This is a genomic window from Nesterenkonia suensis (assembly GCF_054782935.1).
In genome coordinates this window covers 67,149-83,559 of record NZ_BAAGRN010000010.1, presented here as the reverse complement: position 1 = coordinate 83,559, position 16,411 = coordinate 67,149, and the positions used below count along the sequence as shown (strand labels likewise).

Below are 16,411 nucleotides of genomic sequence, written 5' to 3'. Positions count from 1 at the left end.
TGGTCACGATCCGGACTCATCGATAGACTGACGCGTGACAGCACTGGCGTTCGGGGCCGGAGCGGACCCGGCGCCGTCGGCGGCGACGAGGAGAGGGCGGCTATGACCAGGCGAGATCACACGGGATCGCCTCTCCCCGTCGAGGACGTGCGGCACCGCCTGTCACAGGAGGACGCTGCCTGGCTGGGGCTGCACGGATGGCGCCGGTGGAGCCAGGGTGGGGCGGTCGCCTCGCCCAGACAGGCGAAGCTCCAGGTGGGTCTGTGCCTGTTCATCGCCTCGGCACAGCTTTTCCCGTTCCTGGACCGTGCCATCAGCGGGCCCCTCGGCGGGTGGGACCGCTGGGTCACCCTGCTGGGGGTCATCGTGTTCTACGGCCTGGCCCTGGTGACCTACGCGGTCTACCGGGGCAACGTCGACGACGGCGTCTACGAGCGTCTTGCCGCGGCTCGCGGCCTGGAAGCTCAAGAGCGGGACGCGGCCCGGACCCGGGAGTCGGCTCAGGAGGCGTAGGCGCCGGTGAGCAGCACGCCGCCGCCGTCGACACCCTTGGCCCCCTGGACGAAGTCCTCTCCGGCACCGTCGACGTCCGCGGGCGAGTACTCGGTGACCTCGCCCATCACCCAGGCGGCCTGGCCTGAGGCGGTCAGCTGCGCCACCGCCTCGTCGGCCTTCTCCCGGGACACCACGGCCACCATCCCCACGCCCAGGTTCAGCGTGCGCTCCAGGTCGGCCTGCGGCACGCGGCCCAGCTCGGCCACCACGGAGAACACTGTCGGCCAGGACCAGGTGGAGCGGTCGACTGTGGCCAGCAGTCCGGCCGGCAGCACGCGGGCCAGGTTCGCGGCCAGGCCTCCGCCGGTGACATGGCTGAACCCGCGCACCGGCAGGTCCGCGGGCAGCTCGCCCTGGGCCGGGTCACCGTTGAGCGTCTTCACCAGGTCCAGGCAGGGTGCCGTGTACAGGCGGGTGGGCTCCAGCAGCTCCTCGCCCAGGGTGCGGCCGAACTCCGGGACCTCGCGCTCATAGCCCCAACCGGCGGAGGACGCCACCCGGCGGACCAGCGAATAGCCGTTGGAGTGGATGCCGGAGGAGGCCATGCCGATGATCACGTCACCGGCGCGGACACGCTCCGGACCCAGCACCGCGGAGGCGTCCACCATGCCGGTGGCCGCTCCGGCGACGTCGTACTCGTCCTCGGCGAGCAGGCCCGGGTGCTCGGCGGTCTCCCCGCCCACCAGGGCGGTGCCGGCCTCCGCGCAGGCCTTCGCGATCCCGGACACCACCGCGGCGATGCGCGCCGGATCGACCTTCCCGGTGGCGATGTAGTCGGTCATGAACAGCGGCTCGGCACCCATGACCACGATGTCGTCGACGACCATGCCCACCAGGTCGAAGCCGATGGTGTCATGGATGTCCATGGCCTGGGCGATCGCGACCTTGGTGCCCACACCGTCCGTGGATGTGGCCAGCAGCGGCCGCGGCAGCGCCTTCAGCGCCGAGGCGTCATAGAGCCCCGCGAACGCGCCGACGCCGCCCATCACGGCAGGCGAGTGGGTCGCCTCGATGTGAGCCTTCATCAGCTCGACGGCGCGGTCTCCCGCCTCGACGTCGACGCCGGACGAGGCGTAGGTGATCGGTGCCGGCTGGTCGGTCATGAAGAGGCCTCCGCAAGGGACTGGTCATCGATGTCGAACTCTGCATCCGGGCCCGGCTCGCACCCGCCCGGGGCGGAACGGTCCATGCCCGGCAGCTCCGGCTGCTCCAGCAGCAGCTTGCCGCGGCGGTCCTGCGGCGGCAGCTCGATGGGGTACTCGCCGGAGAAGCAGGCGGTGCACAAGGTGGAGCGCGGCTGCTCCGTGGCGGCGATCATGCCCTCCTCCGAGATATAGGCGAGGGAGTCGGCCCCCACGGCCTGCCGGATCTCGTCCATGGAGGCTCCGTTGGCGATCAGCTCCGCCCGGGTGGCGAAGTCGATGCCGTAGAAGCAAGGCCACTTGATGGGTGGGGAGGAGATCTTCACGTGGACCTCCTTCGCCCCGGCCTCCTTGAGCATGCGCACGATGGCGCGCTGGGTGTTCCCGCGCACGATCGAGTCATCCACCACCACCACGCGCTTGCCGCGGACCACGTGGTCCTGCACGTTGAGCTTCAGCCGGATGCCCAGCTGGCGCAGCGTCTGCGAGGGCTGGATGAAGGTGCGGCCCACATAGGCGTTCTTGATGAACCCCTGGGCGAAGGGCAGGCCCGAGGCCTCCGCGTACCCCACCGCCGCCGGAGTGCCGGACTCTGGCACCGGGATGACGATGTCGGCGTCGTGGGTGTCCTCCCGGGCCAGCTGTCGGCCCATCTCCACCCGGGACTCATACACCGACCGGCCGTTGATGTTGGCGTCCGGCCGGGCCAGGTACACGTACTCGAACACGCAGCGCGCCGGCTTCTCCGCGGCGAAGCGCTGGGAGCGGATCCCGTCGGCATCGATGGCGATAAACTCGCCCGGCTCGATCTCGCGGATCACCGAGGCGCCCACCGTGGCCAGGGCGGACTGCTCCGAGGCGACCACCCAGCCGCGCTCCAATCGGCCCAGCACCAGCGGACGCACTCCCTGCGGGTCACGCGCCGCGTAGAGGGTGTTCTCGGTCATGAACACCAGGCAGAAGGCGCCCTTCAGCGTGGGGAGCAGCGCCATCGCCTGCTCTTCGAGGCTGTCGCCCTCCTCATCCTTCAGCAGCGCGGTCACCAGCGCGGTGTCGGTGGTGTTGCCCTGGGCCAGCTCCCCGAACGACGGCGTCACCCCGCCGTTGCGCTCCACGAGCCGGTCATAGAGCTCCGCTGAGTTGGTCAGATTGCCGTTGTGCCCCAGCGCCACCGTCCCATGGGGGGTGTCGCCGAGGGTGGGCTGCGCGTTGGACCACTGTCCGCCGCCGGTGGTGGAGTAGCGGCAGTGCCCCAGCGCGACGTGGCCGTTCAACGCCGTGAGCGTGGACTCGTCGAACACTTGGGAGACCAGCCCGATGTCCTTGTAGATGCGGATGCTGCGGCCGTCGGAGGTGGCGATGCCGGCCGACTCCTGCCCTCGGTGCTGCAGCGCATAGAGCCCGTAGTAGGCGAGCTTGGCGACCTCCTCGCCGGGAGCCCAGACGCCGAAGACGCCGCACTCGTCCTGCGGGGCTGCGTCGTCGTCGAGCAGATTGAAGGTTAGGCGACCGTCAGCGCGGGCCATTCTCGTCGGTCCTCTCGGAGGGGTCGGGGCCGGCGGGGACCGCGCGATAGGTGCGGGTGTGCCGGCGCGAACGGTGCTCCAGCAGCAGCCAGACCAGGGCGGCGAGGGCCAGGCCGGGCAGGGAGAGTGCGAAGGTCAGGTAGCCGATGCTGCCGGCGGTGGTGTAGTCGTCGGCCGGCCCGGAGGCCTGGACCACGACGACGGCGACCACGAATGCGGCGACCACGCCGCCCACGAGGAACGGGACGAGGCGGGGGGTGGAACGGACCATCACCTGACGGTGGTGCTCGCTGGAGGACATGGCATCCAGTCTACTGGCTCCCCGCCGCCCCGAAGAACGTGCGCTCCGCCGCGGTGGCTGCCAGGGTTCGCGGGTCCCTACAGCGCCAGCTCCTCCCCGGTGATCCGCCGGTAGGCGTCCAGGTAGCGCTCCCGGGTGGCGGCGACGACGTCGGCCGGCAGGGCCGGAGGCGCGATGCCCGAGCCGCGGTCCCAGCCGGAGGCGGACGAGGTCAGCCAGTTGCGCACGAACTGCTTGTCGAAGGAGGGCTGGGGGGTCCCCGGCTCCCAGGAGTCGGCCGGCCAGAACCGTGAGGAGTCCGGGGTGAGAACCTCGTCGCCGAGCACCAGCTCCCCGGTGGTGCGGTCGAGGCCGAACTCCAGCTTCGTGTCGGCCAGCACCACGCCGGCCTCCCGGCAGGTCTTCTCGGCCAGGGAGTAGATGCGCAGGGTGGCCTCCCGCAGCTGCTCGGCCAGCTCGGGGCCGATCGCGTCGGCGAGCTCCGTGAAACTGATGTTGACGTCGTGGCCGCCCTGCTCGGCCTTCGAGGACGGGGTGAAGATCGGCCCCGGCAGGCGGGAGCCGTCGGTCAGCCCGTCAGGCAGCGGGATGCCGGTGACAGTGCCGGACTCCCGGTATTCGGCCAGCCCGGAGCCGGTCAGGTAGCCGCGGGCGATGCACTCGGCCTCGACCATCTGCAGATCTCGGCAGATCATCGCCCGGCCGGCCACCGCTTCGGGTACGTCGGTGGAGACCACGTGGGTGGCCACCCCGGCTTCACGCAGCCGCTCGAACCACCACAGGCTCAGCTGGGTGAGCACCCGGCCCTTGTCCGGGATCGGGGTGGAGAGCACATGGTCATAGGCGCTGATCCGGTCGCTGGCGACCACCAGCACCACGTCCTGGCCGTCCCAGGCGGAGCCGGGGGCCGGCCGGTAGAGGTCCCGGACCTTTCCGGAGGCCGCGTGGATCCAGCCCGGCAGTTGGGAGGAGACGCGGATGTCCCCGGCCAGTGCCTTGGCGGCGATGTCGGTGCGGTGCTGGGCGCCCCGCCAGCTGATGCGGCTCACCCCGTCGTAGGAACGCTCCACCGCCTCGGCCAGAGTGGAGCCGGTGCCGACGACGGCGAGCACGCGTCCTCCGGCAGTCAGCAGGTTCCCCTCCTCGTCCCGGCCGGTGCCGGCGTGCAGCACGGCGACGCCGTCGAGGGCCTCCGCCTCGTCCAGACCGGAGATGGCGTCGCCCTTGCGCGGGCTGTCGGGGTAGTTCTCGGCGGCCATGACGACGTCGACGGCGTAGCCGTCCCGCCAGTCGAGGGTGCGGTCGGCGCCCAGCGAGCCGGTGGCGCAGTCCAGCAGCAGCCGGCCCAGCGGGGTGGCGAGCCGCTCGAGCACGGCCTGGGTCTCCGGGTCGCCGAAGCGGACGTTGAACTCCACCACCCGCACCCCGCGGGAGGTCACGGCCAGGCCGCAGTACAGCACGCCGACGAAGGGGGTGCCGCGGCGGGCCATCTCGGCCACCGTGGGGCGGGCGACGCGGTCCATCACCGTGGCCACGAAGTCGCGGGTGACGCCGTCGTCGTGGGTCTCGGTGTAGCCGGTCAGCCAGTCCAGCGGTGTGTAGGTGCCCATGCCGCCGGTGTTGGGGCCGGCGTCGCCGTCGAAGATGCGCTTGAAGTCCTGAGCGGGGCTTAGCGGGACCAGGTGCTCGCCGTCGGCGAGCACGAACAGCGAGACCTCCGGGCCGTCGAGGAACTCCTCGATCACCACGGATCCGCCGACGTCGAAGCAGGCCTGCGCGTGGGCCAGGGCGGCCTCACGGTCCTCGGTGACCACCACGCCCTTGCCGGCGGCCAGGCCGTCGTCCTTGACCACATGCGGGGCCCCGAAGCGGTCCAGCGCGGCCTCGGCGGCGGTCGGCTCGGTGGCGTGGACGGCGCCCGCGGTGGGCACTCCGGCGGCCTCCATGACCTCCTTGGCGAAGGCCTTGGAGGCCTCCAGCTGGGCGGCGGCGCCGGAGGGGCCGAACACCGGCACTCCGGCCTCCCGGACGGCGTCGGCGACTCCGGCGGCCAGCGGGGCCTCCGGGCCGACGACGACGAGCTCGTAGCCGTGATCGACGACCAGCTGGGCGACCGCCTCACCGTCGGAGGCGTCCACCGGATGGCAGGCGACGTCCTGGGCGATCCCGGCATTGCCGGGGGCTGCTTCGACTGTGTCGACGGCGTCGTCGCGCAACAGTGCTCGGACAATGGCGTGCTCGCGGCCTCCCGGCCCCACAACAAGTACCTTCACGGTTCTCAAGACTACGGCATGGGGGTGTCGGCGGTAGCTCTGTTGAGGACGGTCGTCCCTTCGTTGAGATGGTGCGTTCCCGCCCGAATGCGAGCCGTGAGGCGGCCTTTCGGGCGAGAACGCACCATCTCAACCGGGGTTGGTGACCCTCTAGACTGGCCGCATGAGCGCCGACCACCCCCGCAGCACCCGCACCGCACCTCCCTCCGGCTCCGCGACTCTCGCCCCGGACACTCCGGCTCCGCACACCGCCTCCGCCGCAGAGTCCGCCGAACTGGCTTGGGTGACCCGGGCCGGGGCGGTGGAGTCGCGGCACATCGGCTCGGCCGTGCTGCTCGGCCCGGACGGCGCTGTGCGCGAGGCCCTGGGCGCTCCGCAGCGGCCGATCTTCCCGCGCTCGACGCTCAAGCCCTTCCAAGCGATCGCCTCCCTGCGCTCCGGGGCACTGATCTCGCAGGAGGCCGTCGCCCTGGCCTGCGGGTCCCACAACGGATCCCGCCGACACCAGGAGGTCGCGGCAGCGGTCCTCGCCGAGGAGAAGCTCGACGAGTCGTACCTGCGCTGCCCGGCGGCCTACCCCACTCGGGAGCGGGACCTGGTGGACCACCTCACCGCCGGCCGGGAGAAGACCCCGCTGGCGTTCAACTGCTCCGGCAAGCACGCCGCGTTCCTCGCCGCCACCCGCACCCAGGGCTGGCGGCTGGCCACCTACACGGACCCGAAGCACCCCATGCAGCAGGCGGTGCTGGAGGTGCTCGAGGAGTACTGCCAGGAGACCCCTGGAGTGCTCGGCACCGACGGGTGCGGCGCCCCGGCACCCTCGATCAGCCTCATCGGGCTGGCCCGCGGCTTCTCCACGATCGCCTCCGCGACCTCCCGCCGTGACGCCGAGGTCCACGCATTCACCGTCGCCCAGGCGATGCTGGACTACCCGTGGGCGGTCCACGGCCGCGGCGAGGCCAACACGGTGGTGATGGAGGAGCTGGGGCTGGTCGCCAAGCTCGGGGCCGAGGGCGTGCTGGTCATCGGTGCCCCGGACGGCACCACAGTGGCGGTGAAGACCCTCGACGGGAGCCAGCGGGCGAACAACCTGGTGGCGCTGAGCCTGCTGGCTGCTCACGGGGTGATCGACGTCGACTCCCTGGGTGCAGTGCTGAAGAAGATCATCCGTCCGATCACCGGTGGGGTCGACGACGCCCAGGTGGGCAGCATCCGCCTGTCGCACACGGTGCTCGAGCGGCTCTGAACGGGGGATGGCGATGGCACGACGGCGGATTCCGCCCGAGGCGGGCCGGGCAGCGGTGGAGCAGTGGATCCGTGAGCAGCACGCCGGACAGCACGCCGGACAGCAGGCCGAGCAGGACGAGGGCGTGAGGGCTCCTGCCGCTCCGGACCCTTCGACGCGGCGCACAGCGGCCACGGCCGTGCGGTTCCTGTTGGAGGAGCTGGCCGAGCGGGCACCCGGGAACTCGGTGGAGGTCAGGGTTCCGCCCTTCGGGGTGACCCAGTGTGTGGCGGGCCCCGCACACACCCGCGGCACGCCGTCGAACGTGGTGGAGCTCTCCCCTCAGACCTGGCTGATGCTGGCCACCGGCCGGCTCAGCTGGGCCGAGGCCGTGGCCGCAGGTGCGATCTCAGCCTCCGGCACCCGTGCTGACCTTCGCGAGGAGCTCCCGCTGATCTGAGTCCAGCGAGTACGGGGCCGGGAGAGAGCACACTGCCCCCGGATGCTGATATGCCGCTGGTCTCACGGGTCCCGACCCGTGTCGACAGCGTCACGCCCCCTGGCAGCTAGGGCTGTGAGCGGAGCAGGGCGGAGAGTCCGCTGATCTCGCCGCGCAGGGAGCTGACCTCCTCCTGAAGGGCCTCCAGCTGTGCGGATTCGGCACTGGGCCTGGCATCTCCGATGCTCACAGTGCTCGCCGCAGCACCGCCGTCCCCCTCCCGGCTCTGCTGTGCCGCCGCGGGCCGATCAGCGCGCCCAGCATCTCTGGGCTCGGAGCTGGGCATGTCATGCAGGGTGTTCATGGCGTCCACGATCACTGCGATGATCAGGTTCAGCGCGGTGAACGCCGCTAAGATGATGAACGGGATGAAGAACGCCCACGCCCAGGGATGCTCGTCCATGGCCGGCCGTACGATGGTCTCCCAGCTGGAGAGTGTGGCGATCTGGAACAGGCTGAACAGCGAGGCGCCGAAGCTTCCGAAGAACTCCGGCAGGGTCTCCCGGAAGAACGTGGTGGCCATCACTGTGGCCACATAGAAGATCAGTGCCAGCAGCGCTCCGGTGGAGAGGATTCCCGGCACGGCGTGCAGCAGGGCACTGACGACTTTGCGTAGCTGAGGCAGGGCGGAGATCAGCCGCAGCACCCGCAGCACCCGCAGTGTGCGCAGGACCTCAAACCCGGCACCGGCCGGGACCAGGGCGATACCCACCACCATGAAGTCGAAGACGTTCCACGGGTTGCGGAAGAACCTCCAGCCGAACGCGACCAGCTTCAGCCCGATCTCCACGACGAAGATCACCAGGCAGGCTGCGTCGATCCCGATCAGCAGCGAACCGAAAGCGTCCATCAGCGCCGGGGAGGTCTCCATACCGAGCACCACGGCGTTGATCAGGATCACGGCGATGACCAGCCGTTCAATGGTGGAGGACTCCACCCAGGCACCGAGTCGCTGGCGCCAGGGGGCCGTGTCTGTGGCTGTGCCAGGAGAAGGGTATGTCATCTGGGAGCTCATTGCCGACCATTATCCGCGATCACCTCTGACGCGGGGAAACTGCTCGTCGCCTAGGGGCCGGGCAGTGAGAGTTCGGGATTCCAGTGTGAGGGCTTGCACCTGGCGCTCCTGCGTGGCCCAGCAGCTGTGCCCAGACGTGGCGCAGCCTCAGGCGCCCGGTCCATCATGCTGGTCGGAGCTGTCGCTCTGTTGCCGGCCGCGGCTACGAGCCCATCGTGGCCTCCCACGCGGCGTGCAGCTTTGCGTAGTAGCCGCCGTCGGCGATGAGCTCGTCGGGGGACCCGTCTTCGACCACCCGGCCCTCGTCGACCACCAGCACCCGGTCGGCGATCGCGACGGTGGAGAGCCGGTGGGCGATTATCAGCGCGGTCCGGTTCCCCAGCAGCCGCTGCAGACCCTGTTGGACCAGCTGTTCGCTGGGCAGGTCCAGCGACGACGTCGCCTCGTCCAGGATCAGCACGGCCGGGTCGGCGAGGAAGGCGCGGGCGAAGGAGATCAGCTGCCGCTGACCGGCGGAGAGCCGGCCGCCGCGCTTGTTGACGTCGGTCTCGTACCCGTCGGGCAGGTCCATGATGAACTCATGAGCGCCGACCGTCCGGGCCGCGGCGACGACCTCCTCCTGGGGAGCGTCCGGACGGCCGAGTGCGATGTTCTCGGTGATCGTCCCGGAGAACAGGAAAGCCTCCTGGGTGACCATGGCCACGTGCCGGTGGTGGTCCGCCACGGCGAGCTTGCGCAGGTCGACGCCGTCGAGGGTCAGGGACCCGGACGTGACGTCGTAGAAGCGGGCCAGCAGCTTCACCAGCGTGGACTTGCCGGCCCCGGTGCGCCCGACGACGGCGACGGTCTGTCCGGCCGGGATGTGCAGGTCCATCTGGTGCAGCACTACGGGCCCGTCAGCGGTGTAGCGGAACTCCGTCTGGGTGAACTCGATCTCCCCACGGCACTCGTCCATCGGCTCCGGGTCGGGGTCCTCGGTGACGGTCGGCTTCTCCTCGAGCAGCCCGGAGACCTTTTCCAGTGCGGCGGTTGCCGACTGCAGGGAGTTGTAGAACATGGCGATCATGTCCAACGGCTGGAAGACCCGCTTGGTGGCCAGCAGCAGCGCCACCAGCACCCCGACGGCCAGCTCACCCTGCAGGACACGGAACCCGCCCCAGATGAGGACGGCGGCGACGGTCAGGTTGCCGAGCGCCAGCAGAGTCGGCTGCAGGATGCCGAAGAGCCCCAGGGAGCGGACCATGTCGTTCCGATAGCTGGTGGCCAGCTGGCTGTACTGGCGGGAGCGGGAGGACTCGCGGCGGAAGGCCTGGACGGCGCGGATGCCGGTCATGGTCTCCACGAAGTGGACGATCATCCTCGCCGAGGAGATGCGGGTCTGCCGGTAGGCGACCTCGGAGCGGCGCTGGTACCACCGGCCCAGCAGCGCGATCGGCACGGCCACGGCGACGAGGAGGAGCCCGGAGCGCCAGTCGAGGATCACGATCGACAGCGCAGTGAAGGACATGAACATGATGCCGGAGACCAACGAGCTGATCCCCTGGTCGAGCAGTTCGCGCAGCGATTCCACGTCGGAGGTCTGCCGGGAGATGACCTTTCCCGAGGTGTAGTCCTCGTGGAAGTCGAGGCTGAGCTGCTGGGTCTTGCGGAAGACCTCCCCGCGCAGGGTGAACAGCATCTGCTGGGAGACCTCGGCGGTCATCCGGGTGTAGGCCCAGGTGAGCACGCCGGCGGCGACGGCGGCAGCGATATAGGTGGCTCCGGGCAGGATCATGCCGGAGGTCTGACCCTCCACCATCCGGGGCAGGCCCCAGTCGATGGCCCAGGCGATGATCAGCGGGGTCGCCGCCTGGGCGGCCTGGGCGACCATCACGAACAGCGCGGTGATCAGCAGCTTCAGCCGCACGCCCTTCGAGAGGTGCACCAGCAGCTTCCAGGAGCGGCGCCGGATGAACTTCCGCTCCTCGGCGTCCATGTCCACCTGCTCCTCGCCGGCGGTGCCGCGCAGATGGTCGAAGCGCGGATCCCCCGGGGAGAAGCTGCCGTGCCGGATCGCCTCCGGCACTGTGGTGCGAGTGGTCGCGGCGACGGGGTCGACGTCGAAGTCCGGGACCTGGCTCTCCGGGTGGGGAACGTCGGTGCGGCGGTCTGCAGTGCGGGGGTCCTGGGGGCTGCGTCCGTTCTGCGGGCCCTCAGCCACGGGTGCTCACCTCCTCCACGGGGCCGGTGTCCGGGCAGGAGCACTGGGTGCCCTGTCCGGTGTGCTGGTCGGCGGGGATGGAGTCCATGATCTCCTCGGCCTCGGGGGTGGTGCTCATCACGTCCCGGTAGAGGGCGGATCGGGTCAGCAGCTCCTCGTGGGTGCCGACGTCGGCAATGCGGCCCTCGGTCAGCAGCGCGACCCGATCAGCCATGGCCACGGTGGAGGGGCGATGTGCGACGATCAGCGTGGTGGTTCCGGCGAGGACCTCGCGCAGCCGCGCGGTCACACGTTCTTCGGTGCGCACATCCAGCGCGGAGAGCGGGTCGTCGAGCAGCAGCACCGAGGGTGCGGCGGCGATGGCCCGGGCGAGGGCGAGGCGCTGACGCTGACCTCCGGAGAGGCTGAGCCCCTCCTCGCCGATGGCGGTGTCGACACCGTCGGGCAGGTCTTCGACGAACTCGGCGTCGGCGGTCCGCAGGGCTCGCGCCAGCACGGCGTCGAGCTCGTCCGGCGCGGGGGCGCCCTCACGGGCGGGGTGCTGCGGATCGTCCTGGTCGCGGTCGTGGGAGGTGCCCAGCAGCACGTTGGCCCGGACTGAGGAGGAGAACAGCGTGGGGTCCTCGAAGGCGACGGCGACCCGGGAGCGCAGATCGGCGAGATCGTAGTCGCGGACGTCGACGCCGTCGATCCGCACGGTGCCGGCGGTGGTGTCGTAGAGCCGGGGGACGAGGTTCAGCAGGGTGGAGGTCCCGCCGCCGGTGTGGGAGACCAGCGCCAGGGTCTCGCCTCGTTCGACGCGCAGGCTGACGCCGTCGAGCTGGTCACGCTCCTCCTCGGTGGCGTCCGGATAGCGGAAGTGGACCTCGTCGAATTCCAACGTGCCGTGCTCAGGCGTGCGGACCGGGTTCTGCGGGGAGGTGATGGTGTTCTCGGTGTCCATCACGTCCGCGTGACGGTCGATGGCCGTCTTGGCGGTGAAAGTCATGCCCAGCAGCATGCCGACTCCCTCGATGGGCCCCTTGAGTACGGCGGCGGTGGCGAAGAACGCGGCCAGCGCGCCGACGGTCACCCCGGTGGTCTCTTCGTGGGCGACCTGCCACAGGCCGATGAACAGGCAGATGCCCAGCACTGTCTCCGGCAGGGTGATCATGACCAGCAGGAAGCGCGCCAGGGTGTGGGCCTTGGCGACCTCGGTGCCGCGCAGGCGGTCGGCCTGGGTCACGAATCCCTTCAGCGCGTGCTCGCCGCGGCCGAAGGCCTTGAGCACGCGGATCCCGTGGACCGCTTCCTCCACAGAGGTGGCGACGTCGCCGGCCTGGTCCTGGGCGCGGCGGGAGTAGAGCACGAAGCTGTTCCGGAACTTCGGCCCGTAGATGATGATCGGGATCGCCGCGGCCAGGAAGATCACAGCGAGCAGCGGGGACAGGCGCATCATCAGCGTGAACCCGACGATGACGCTGATCACCGAGGAGATGAACATGATCGAGCCGAAGGCGAACCAGCGGCGCAGCAGGTTCAGGTCGGCGATGGCGCGGGACTGCAGCTGGCCGGCACCCCAGGCGGAGTGGAACGAGGCGGGGAGGTCCTGCAGTGTGTCGAAGAGCCGGGTGCGCATCGCCATCTCGGCGTCGGAGGCCGGAGGCAGCACGAAGAAACGGCGCATGAAGAACAGGAACGCCTCCAGCAGGCCGAGGGCCAGGATGATGCCTGTGGCGGTCCAGACCGCGGAAGCTTCGGCGCCTTCGGCGAGCACGGAGTTGACCAGGACCTGGAGCACCTGGGGGATGATCAGGGCGACGATGCCGGCCCCCACGGCGCAGATCAGGCCGAGGGCCCAGCGGAGTCGGATGCCCTGCAGATACGGGCCGAGGCGTCCCAGCGCCTGCCAGAGGGTGCGGCGGCGTGTGGAGCTCTCGGATTCCAGATGTCTCGCTTCTCGTTGCATCAGGCAACTAATCCTAGTCTACGAGGGTCGTCAGCGGAACCTCCCAACGGGGGATTCCTGAAACAGGGCCGCACGGATGCGCGGGCGGCCCAGGTGGCGCAGCGGTGCGCCGGGGCGGGCGGACCTGGGCGTCGTCGGCCGGTGGCGTGCCAGGCGTCAGTCGGGTGCGGCTCCGGCCGCGTCCCCTGCTGAACATGGCCGATCCAGAGGCGATCCCTGTGCGGCCGGTTGGTCGGCATCCCCGCCGGGATGGTCGGCACGCGGCCGCTCCCGAGGTTGGGCCCCAGCCCGTCGGCGGGACGCGGCCCCTCGTCGGCGGGCCGCTGAGCGTCGGCTGACGGTGGAATCCCGCCGCCTCAGGGCAAGAGCGCTTCAGGTCCTCCTGTGTGGAACATACTACTCCCACGTGGTGACATGCGCCTCCGGCGGGCTCGTCTGGACTGCCCGCAGATCCCGGGACATCGCCGTCGCAGAGGCGACGTCGGTGCGTCTCGCGTCGCCGAACCGCTCACCGGCGTGGAAACAGGTCCAGCACGGTGGCCTCCGGAGGACAGTTGAAGCGGATCGGCGCGGTGGCCGAGGTGCCGACGCCGGCAGAGACGTGCAGCGGCACCTCGCGTCCGGTGCTGGAGGTGACGGTCGAGAGGCCCTTCGCCTGGGAGGTCGGGAGGTCACAATTGGTGGTCAGCGCCCGGCCGCCCGGAAGGCACACCTGGCCTCCATGGGTGTGACCGGCCAGGATCAGGTCCGCTCCGGTGTCGGAGAACTCCCGCAGCACCCGCGAGAGCGGGGCGTGGGCGACGCCGAGGCGCAGCGCGGGCTTCCCGGCGACTCCGCGGGGCCATCCGGCGAAGCGGTCCCGGCCGATGTGGGGGTCATCCACTCCGGTCAGCAGGAGGGGCAGTGCTCCCGCTGTCATCGCTTGGTGACGATTGCGCAGACTCACCCAGCCGGAGGCGCCGAATCCGGCGAACAATCGGGTCCAGGGCAGCGGTGTGCGGTCCTCGGAGAGTTCCGAGGGGGCGACCAGATACCCCAGAGGGTTCTTCAGCCGGGGGCCGTGGTAGTCGTTCGAACCCGGCACGAACACTCCCGGAAACCGGCGCAGCGGTGCCAGCGCCTCGAGCACCTCATCCACCGCCTCCGGATGGGAGAGGTTGTCCCCGGTGTTCACCACCAGATCCGGCTGCAGCTCCGCCAACGACTGCAACCAGTCGAACTTGCGCCGCTGACCGGGCACATAGTGGATGTCCGAGAGGTGCAGGATCCGCAGGGGCCCGGGGCCGGCCGGCAGAATCTCCAGCTGCTCGAATCGGGTGGTGAATCGGTGCAGCCCCACCCGGTGGGCATAGGTCAGCAGTCCAGCCCCGACGACGGCGCCTGCCGCCCCGGCGCCGAGGCCGAGTCGGGCGAAGGCGCGCCAGCAGGACGGGGTGGGCGCCGCGGGCGCCGTCGAGCTCATCAGCGGGCCGATCCTCAGTCGTCGTCGGAGTCGTCGTCCGAGTCGTCGTCGCCGCCTCCGGTGCCGCTCGGATCGTCGATATCCGGCACCACGTCCTCGCTCGGGCTGCTGGGCTCGGTGCCGTCGTTGTCCCACGAGTACCGCTCGGAGGACTCCGGGTTCTCCCAGGGGGAGTCCTCGGGCTCGGGGAACTCGTCGGTGGAGTAGTCCGGGGCCACCTCGTTCATGTAATCCAGCCACATCGGGCCGGCGATGAGTGAACCCCAGACGTCCTCGAACAGCACGCCTCCGATGGTCTGGCCGTTCAGGGAGTGCTGCTCGGCGGACCCCTCCGGGTTGCCGACCCAGCTGGCGGTGGACAGGCCGCGGGAGAACCCGATGAACCAGGTCGAGGTCTCGGTGTTGTTCGTCCCGGTCTTGCCGGCCATGGGGAACTCCGGATCGCCGCTGGCGGTCCGGTCCTCGGCAATGCGGATCAGCGTCTCGTTGAGTTCGGCGACGACCTCCTCGTCGATGACCTGTTCACAGTCGGCCTCCGGGACCTCATAGGTGTTGCCGCTCGTGTCGGTGATCTCGGTGATCGCCCGCGGACGGCAGTACTCGCCGTCGTTGGCCAGCGTCGCGTAGGCGGCCGCCTGGGTCAGCGGCGAGATCTCATAGGCGCCCAGCACGAAGGCGGGGTTGGCCGGGTTCAGCTCCGAGCCGTCAAAGGCGTTGCGGTAGCCGACGCGGCTCATCAGGTCGGTGATGTCGCAGAGATCCAGCTCGTGGGCCGTGGCCACAGTGGCGGTGTTGATCGACCAGTACAGCCCGTAGTCCACGGTCATCTCTCGGTGCATGTCCCGGATGACGTTCCGCGGCTCCCAGTCGTTAGTGTTGCGGGCGATGCCGTTGTCCAGGCAGGAGGCCTCCCAGGAGGTGAGGGCCGGGTACTCGCCGTGTCCGGCATCTATCATGTCGGCCATGGAGTTGCCGTCCTCCAGCCAGGCGGCGGCCACGAAGGGCTTCAGCGTGGAACCTCCCTGAAAGCCCCGGCTGCCGCCGAAGTCGTAGTCGGCGCTGTAGTTGAGGGTGGTGCTCGCCTCGTCCTCCTCGTCGGGGCCGTACTCGGTGTTCTGCGCCATGGCCTTGATCTCACCGGTGCCCGGCTCCACCGACACCAGAGAGGAGGCCGCCCCCGAGGAATCGCCGGCAGGAACCGCGTTCCGGGTCTCCTCCTCGGCGATATCCTGGGCGTCGGGATCCAGGGTGGTGGTGATCCGCAGCCCGCCCCGCTCCAGGAGCTGCTGGCGCTCCTCGCGGGTCGGGGCGATGTCGCTGTTGCTCAGGAAGGCTCGCTCGACGAAGTCGCAGAAGTAATGGCCCAGTTCGGCGTTCACGCACCCCGCGAGCTCCGGGTTCTCCTCCAGCGACTCGGCGAGGTCGGTCTCCAGCGCCTCGTCGTACTCCTCCTGGGTGATGTATTCGTTGCGCAGCATCGTGGCCAGCACCGTGTTCCGCCGGGACTCTGCCGCGTCGGGGTTGATCGTGGGGTTGTATCCGTTGGGGTTCTGGACGAGGCCGGCGAGGGTGGCGGCCTGGGAGACGTTCAGCTCCGAGGCGGGGATGCTCCAGTAGGCCTGAGCGGCGGCCTCGACTCCGTAGTTCCGCCCGCCGAACAGCACGATGTTCAGGTACCCCTCAAGGATCTCGTCCTTGGTCATCTCCTGCTCCACGGAGACGGCGAGCTTCATCTCACGGAGCTTGTCCGCATAGGTCTTCGTGCCGGAGATGGTGGTGCGCTCACCGCGCAGGGACTGGGCATTGACCAGCACGTTGTTCACGTACTGCTGGGTGATCGTGGAGGCTCCCTGCTGGGAGTCCGAGGTGAGGTTGTGCACCATTGCCCGGCTCAGTCCCCGCGCGTCCACACCGCCGTGCTCGTAGAAGCGTTCGTCCTCGATCGCGATGATCGCGTCACGCATGGGCTGGGAGATGTCCTCCAGGTCCACGGGCTGGCGGTTCTCGGCGTAGAACTGTGCGATCTCCGTGCCGTCTTCGGCAAGGACCTTGGAGGGCACGCTCAGCGGCTCCTCGCGCAGTTCGGCGGGGAGCTCCTCGAGCATCTGGGAGCCGGCGGTGGCTGCGGCCCCGCCGGTCGCTGCCAGGGGGAAGATGAGTCCCGCGGCCAGGACACCGCACAACGCGCTCACGCCCAGGAAGGACATGATCTTGCCGAGCGTCGTGGCAGTGTCGAAGAGGGGGGACTTACGTGGAGCCATGGCA

12 protein-coding genes are annotated in these 16,411 nt (G+C 69.9%); 3 read left to right on the top strand and 9 right to left on the bottom strand.

Annotation, left to right across the window (positions count from 1 at the left end):
* The first annotated feature begins 102 nt into the window (after positions 1 to 102).
* A complete protein-coding gene (locus tag ACYVKI_RS12065; protein ID WP_460690609.1) occupies positions 103 to 513 on the top strand; it encodes a hypothetical protein in 411 nt (136 codons plus the stop codon).
* Here the strand turns inward: ACYVKI_RS12065 and purM are convergent.
* The 4 genes from purM to purD all read right to left on the bottom strand — a co-directional run bounded on the left by purM (position 501) and on the right by purD (position 5,797).
* The gene (gene purM / locus ACYVKI_RS12060) at positions 501 to 1,658 is read right to left on the bottom strand and encodes a phosphoribosylformylglycinamidine cyclo-ligase (RefSeq protein ID WP_460690608.1); all 1,158 of its coding nucleotides are present in this window, start codon (positions 1,656 to 1,658) and stop codon (positions 501 to 503) included. The genes ACYVKI_RS12065 and purM overlap by 13 nt on opposite strands.
* Positions 1,655 to 3,223 carry an amidophosphoribosyltransferase gene (purF, locus tag ACYVKI_RS12055; protein ID WP_460690607.1) on the bottom strand — a complete coding sequence of 523 codons (1,569 nt, stop codon included), beginning with the start codon at positions 3,221 to 3,223 and terminating at the stop codon, positions 1,655 to 1,657. The genes purM and purF overlap by 4 nt, the downstream gene beginning before the upstream one ends.
* The gene (locus ACYVKI_RS12050) at positions 3,210 to 3,524 is read right to left on the bottom strand and encodes a hypothetical protein (RefSeq protein ID WP_460690606.1); all 315 of its coding nucleotides are present in this window, start codon (positions 3,522 to 3,524) and stop codon (positions 3,210 to 3,212) included. Before ACYVKI_RS12050 ends, purF begins: the two co-directional genes overlap by 14 nt.
* Positions 3,525 to 3,601: 77 nt before the next feature.
* Positions 3,602 to 5,797, bottom strand: coding sequence for a phosphoribosylamine--glycine ligase (gene purD, locus ACYVKI_RS12045; RefSeq protein WP_460690605.1), 2,196 nt, complete (start codon positions 5,795 to 5,797; stop codon positions 3,602 to 3,604).
* Between the two features lie 163 nt (positions 5,798 to 5,960).
* Here purD and ACYVKI_RS12040 point away from each other — a divergent pair, with 163 nt between their 5' ends.
* Entirely contained in the window at positions 5,961 to 7,043 is a 1,083-nt protein-coding gene (locus ACYVKI_RS12040) for an asparaginase (RefSeq protein ID WP_460690604.1), read from the top strand.
* A 7-nt stretch (positions 7,044 to 7,050) separates the two neighbouring features.
* A complete protein-coding gene (locus tag ACYVKI_RS12035) occupies positions 7,051 to 7,482 on the top strand; it encodes a sterol carrier family protein (RefSeq protein ID WP_460690603.1) in 432 nt (143 codons plus the stop codon).
* Between the two features lie 106 nt (positions 7,483 to 7,588).
* Here the strand turns inward: ACYVKI_RS12035 and ACYVKI_RS12030 are convergent, their stop codons facing one another.
* From ACYVKI_RS12030 to ACYVKI_RS12010, 5 genes are all read right to left on the bottom strand, one after another.
* On the bottom strand, positions 7,589 to 8,524 hold the full coding sequence (locus ACYVKI_RS12030; protein WP_460690602.1) for an ion transporter: 936 nt from the start codon (positions 8,522 to 8,524) through the stop codon (positions 7,589 to 7,591).
* A 214-nt stretch (positions 8,525 to 8,738) separates the two neighbouring features.
* The gene (locus tag ACYVKI_RS12025; protein WP_460690695.1) at positions 8,739 to 10,511 is read right to left on the bottom strand and encodes an ABC transporter ATP-binding protein; all 1,773 of its coding nucleotides are present in this window, start codon (positions 10,509 to 10,511) and stop codon (positions 8,739 to 8,741) included.
* A 217-nt stretch (positions 10,512 to 10,728) separates the two neighbouring features.
* Positions 10,729 to 12,684, bottom strand: coding sequence for an ABC transporter ATP-binding protein (locus tag ACYVKI_RS12020; RefSeq protein WP_460690601.1), 1,956 nt, complete (start codon positions 12,682 to 12,684; stop codon positions 10,729 to 10,731).
* Positions 12,685 to 13,192: 508 nt separating this feature from the next.
* On the bottom strand, positions 13,193 to 14,146 hold the full coding sequence (locus ACYVKI_RS12015; RefSeq protein ID WP_460690600.1) for a metallophosphoesterase: 954 nt from the start codon (positions 14,144 to 14,146) through the stop codon (positions 13,193 to 13,195).
* 14 nt (positions 14,147 to 14,160) lie between these two features.
* Positions 14,161 to 16,407 (bottom strand): transglycosylase domain-containing protein, encoded by a 2,247-nt coding sequence (locus ACYVKI_RS12010; RefSeq protein WP_460690599.1) that lies wholly within the window; start codon positions 16,405 to 16,407, stop codon positions 14,161 to 14,163.
* Between the last annotated feature and the right edge of the window lie 4 nt (positions 16,408 to 16,411).

Coding starts and splice junctions, on each gene's coding strand:
- ACYVKI_RS12065 (WP_460690609.1), top strand. CDS start 103: ATGACCAGGCGAGATCACACGGGATCGCCTCTCCCCGTCGAGGACGTG.
- purM (WP_460690608.1), bottom strand. CDS start 1,658: ATGACCGACCAGCCGGCACCGATCACCTACGCCTCGTCCGGCGTCGAC.
- purF (WP_460690607.1), bottom strand. CDS start 3,223: ATGGCCCGCGCTGACGGTCGCCTAACCTTCAATCTGCTCGACGACGAC.
- ACYVKI_RS12050 (WP_460690606.1), bottom strand. CDS start 3,524: ATGTCCTCCAGCGAGCACCACCGTCAGGTGATGGTCCGTTCCACCCCC.
- ACYVKI_RS12040 (WP_460690604.1), top strand. CDS start 5,961: ATGAGCGCCGACCACCCCCGCAGCACCCGCACCGCACCTCCCTCCGGC.
- ACYVKI_RS12035 (WP_460690603.1), top strand. CDS start 7,051: ATGGCGATGGCACGACGGCGGATTCCGCCCGAGGCGGGCCGGGCAGCG.
- ACYVKI_RS12030 (WP_460690602.1), bottom strand. CDS start 8,524: ATGACATACCCTTCTCCTGGCACAGCCACAGACACGGCCCCCTGGCGC.
- ACYVKI_RS12025 (WP_460690695.1), bottom strand. CDS start 10,511: ATGGACGCCGAGGAGCGGAAGTTCATCCGGCGCCGCTCCTGGAAGCTG.
- ACYVKI_RS12020 (WP_460690601.1), bottom strand. CDS start 12,684: ATGCAACGAGAAGCGAGACATCTGGAATCCGAGAGCTCCACACGCCGC.
- ACYVKI_RS12015 (WP_460690600.1), bottom strand. CDS start 14,146: ATGAGCTCGACGGCGCCCGCGGCGCCCACCCCGTCCTGCTGGCGCGCC.
- ACYVKI_RS12010 (WP_460690599.1), bottom strand. CDS start 16,407: ATGGCTCCACGTAAGTCCCCCCTCTTCGACACTGCCACGACGCTCGGC.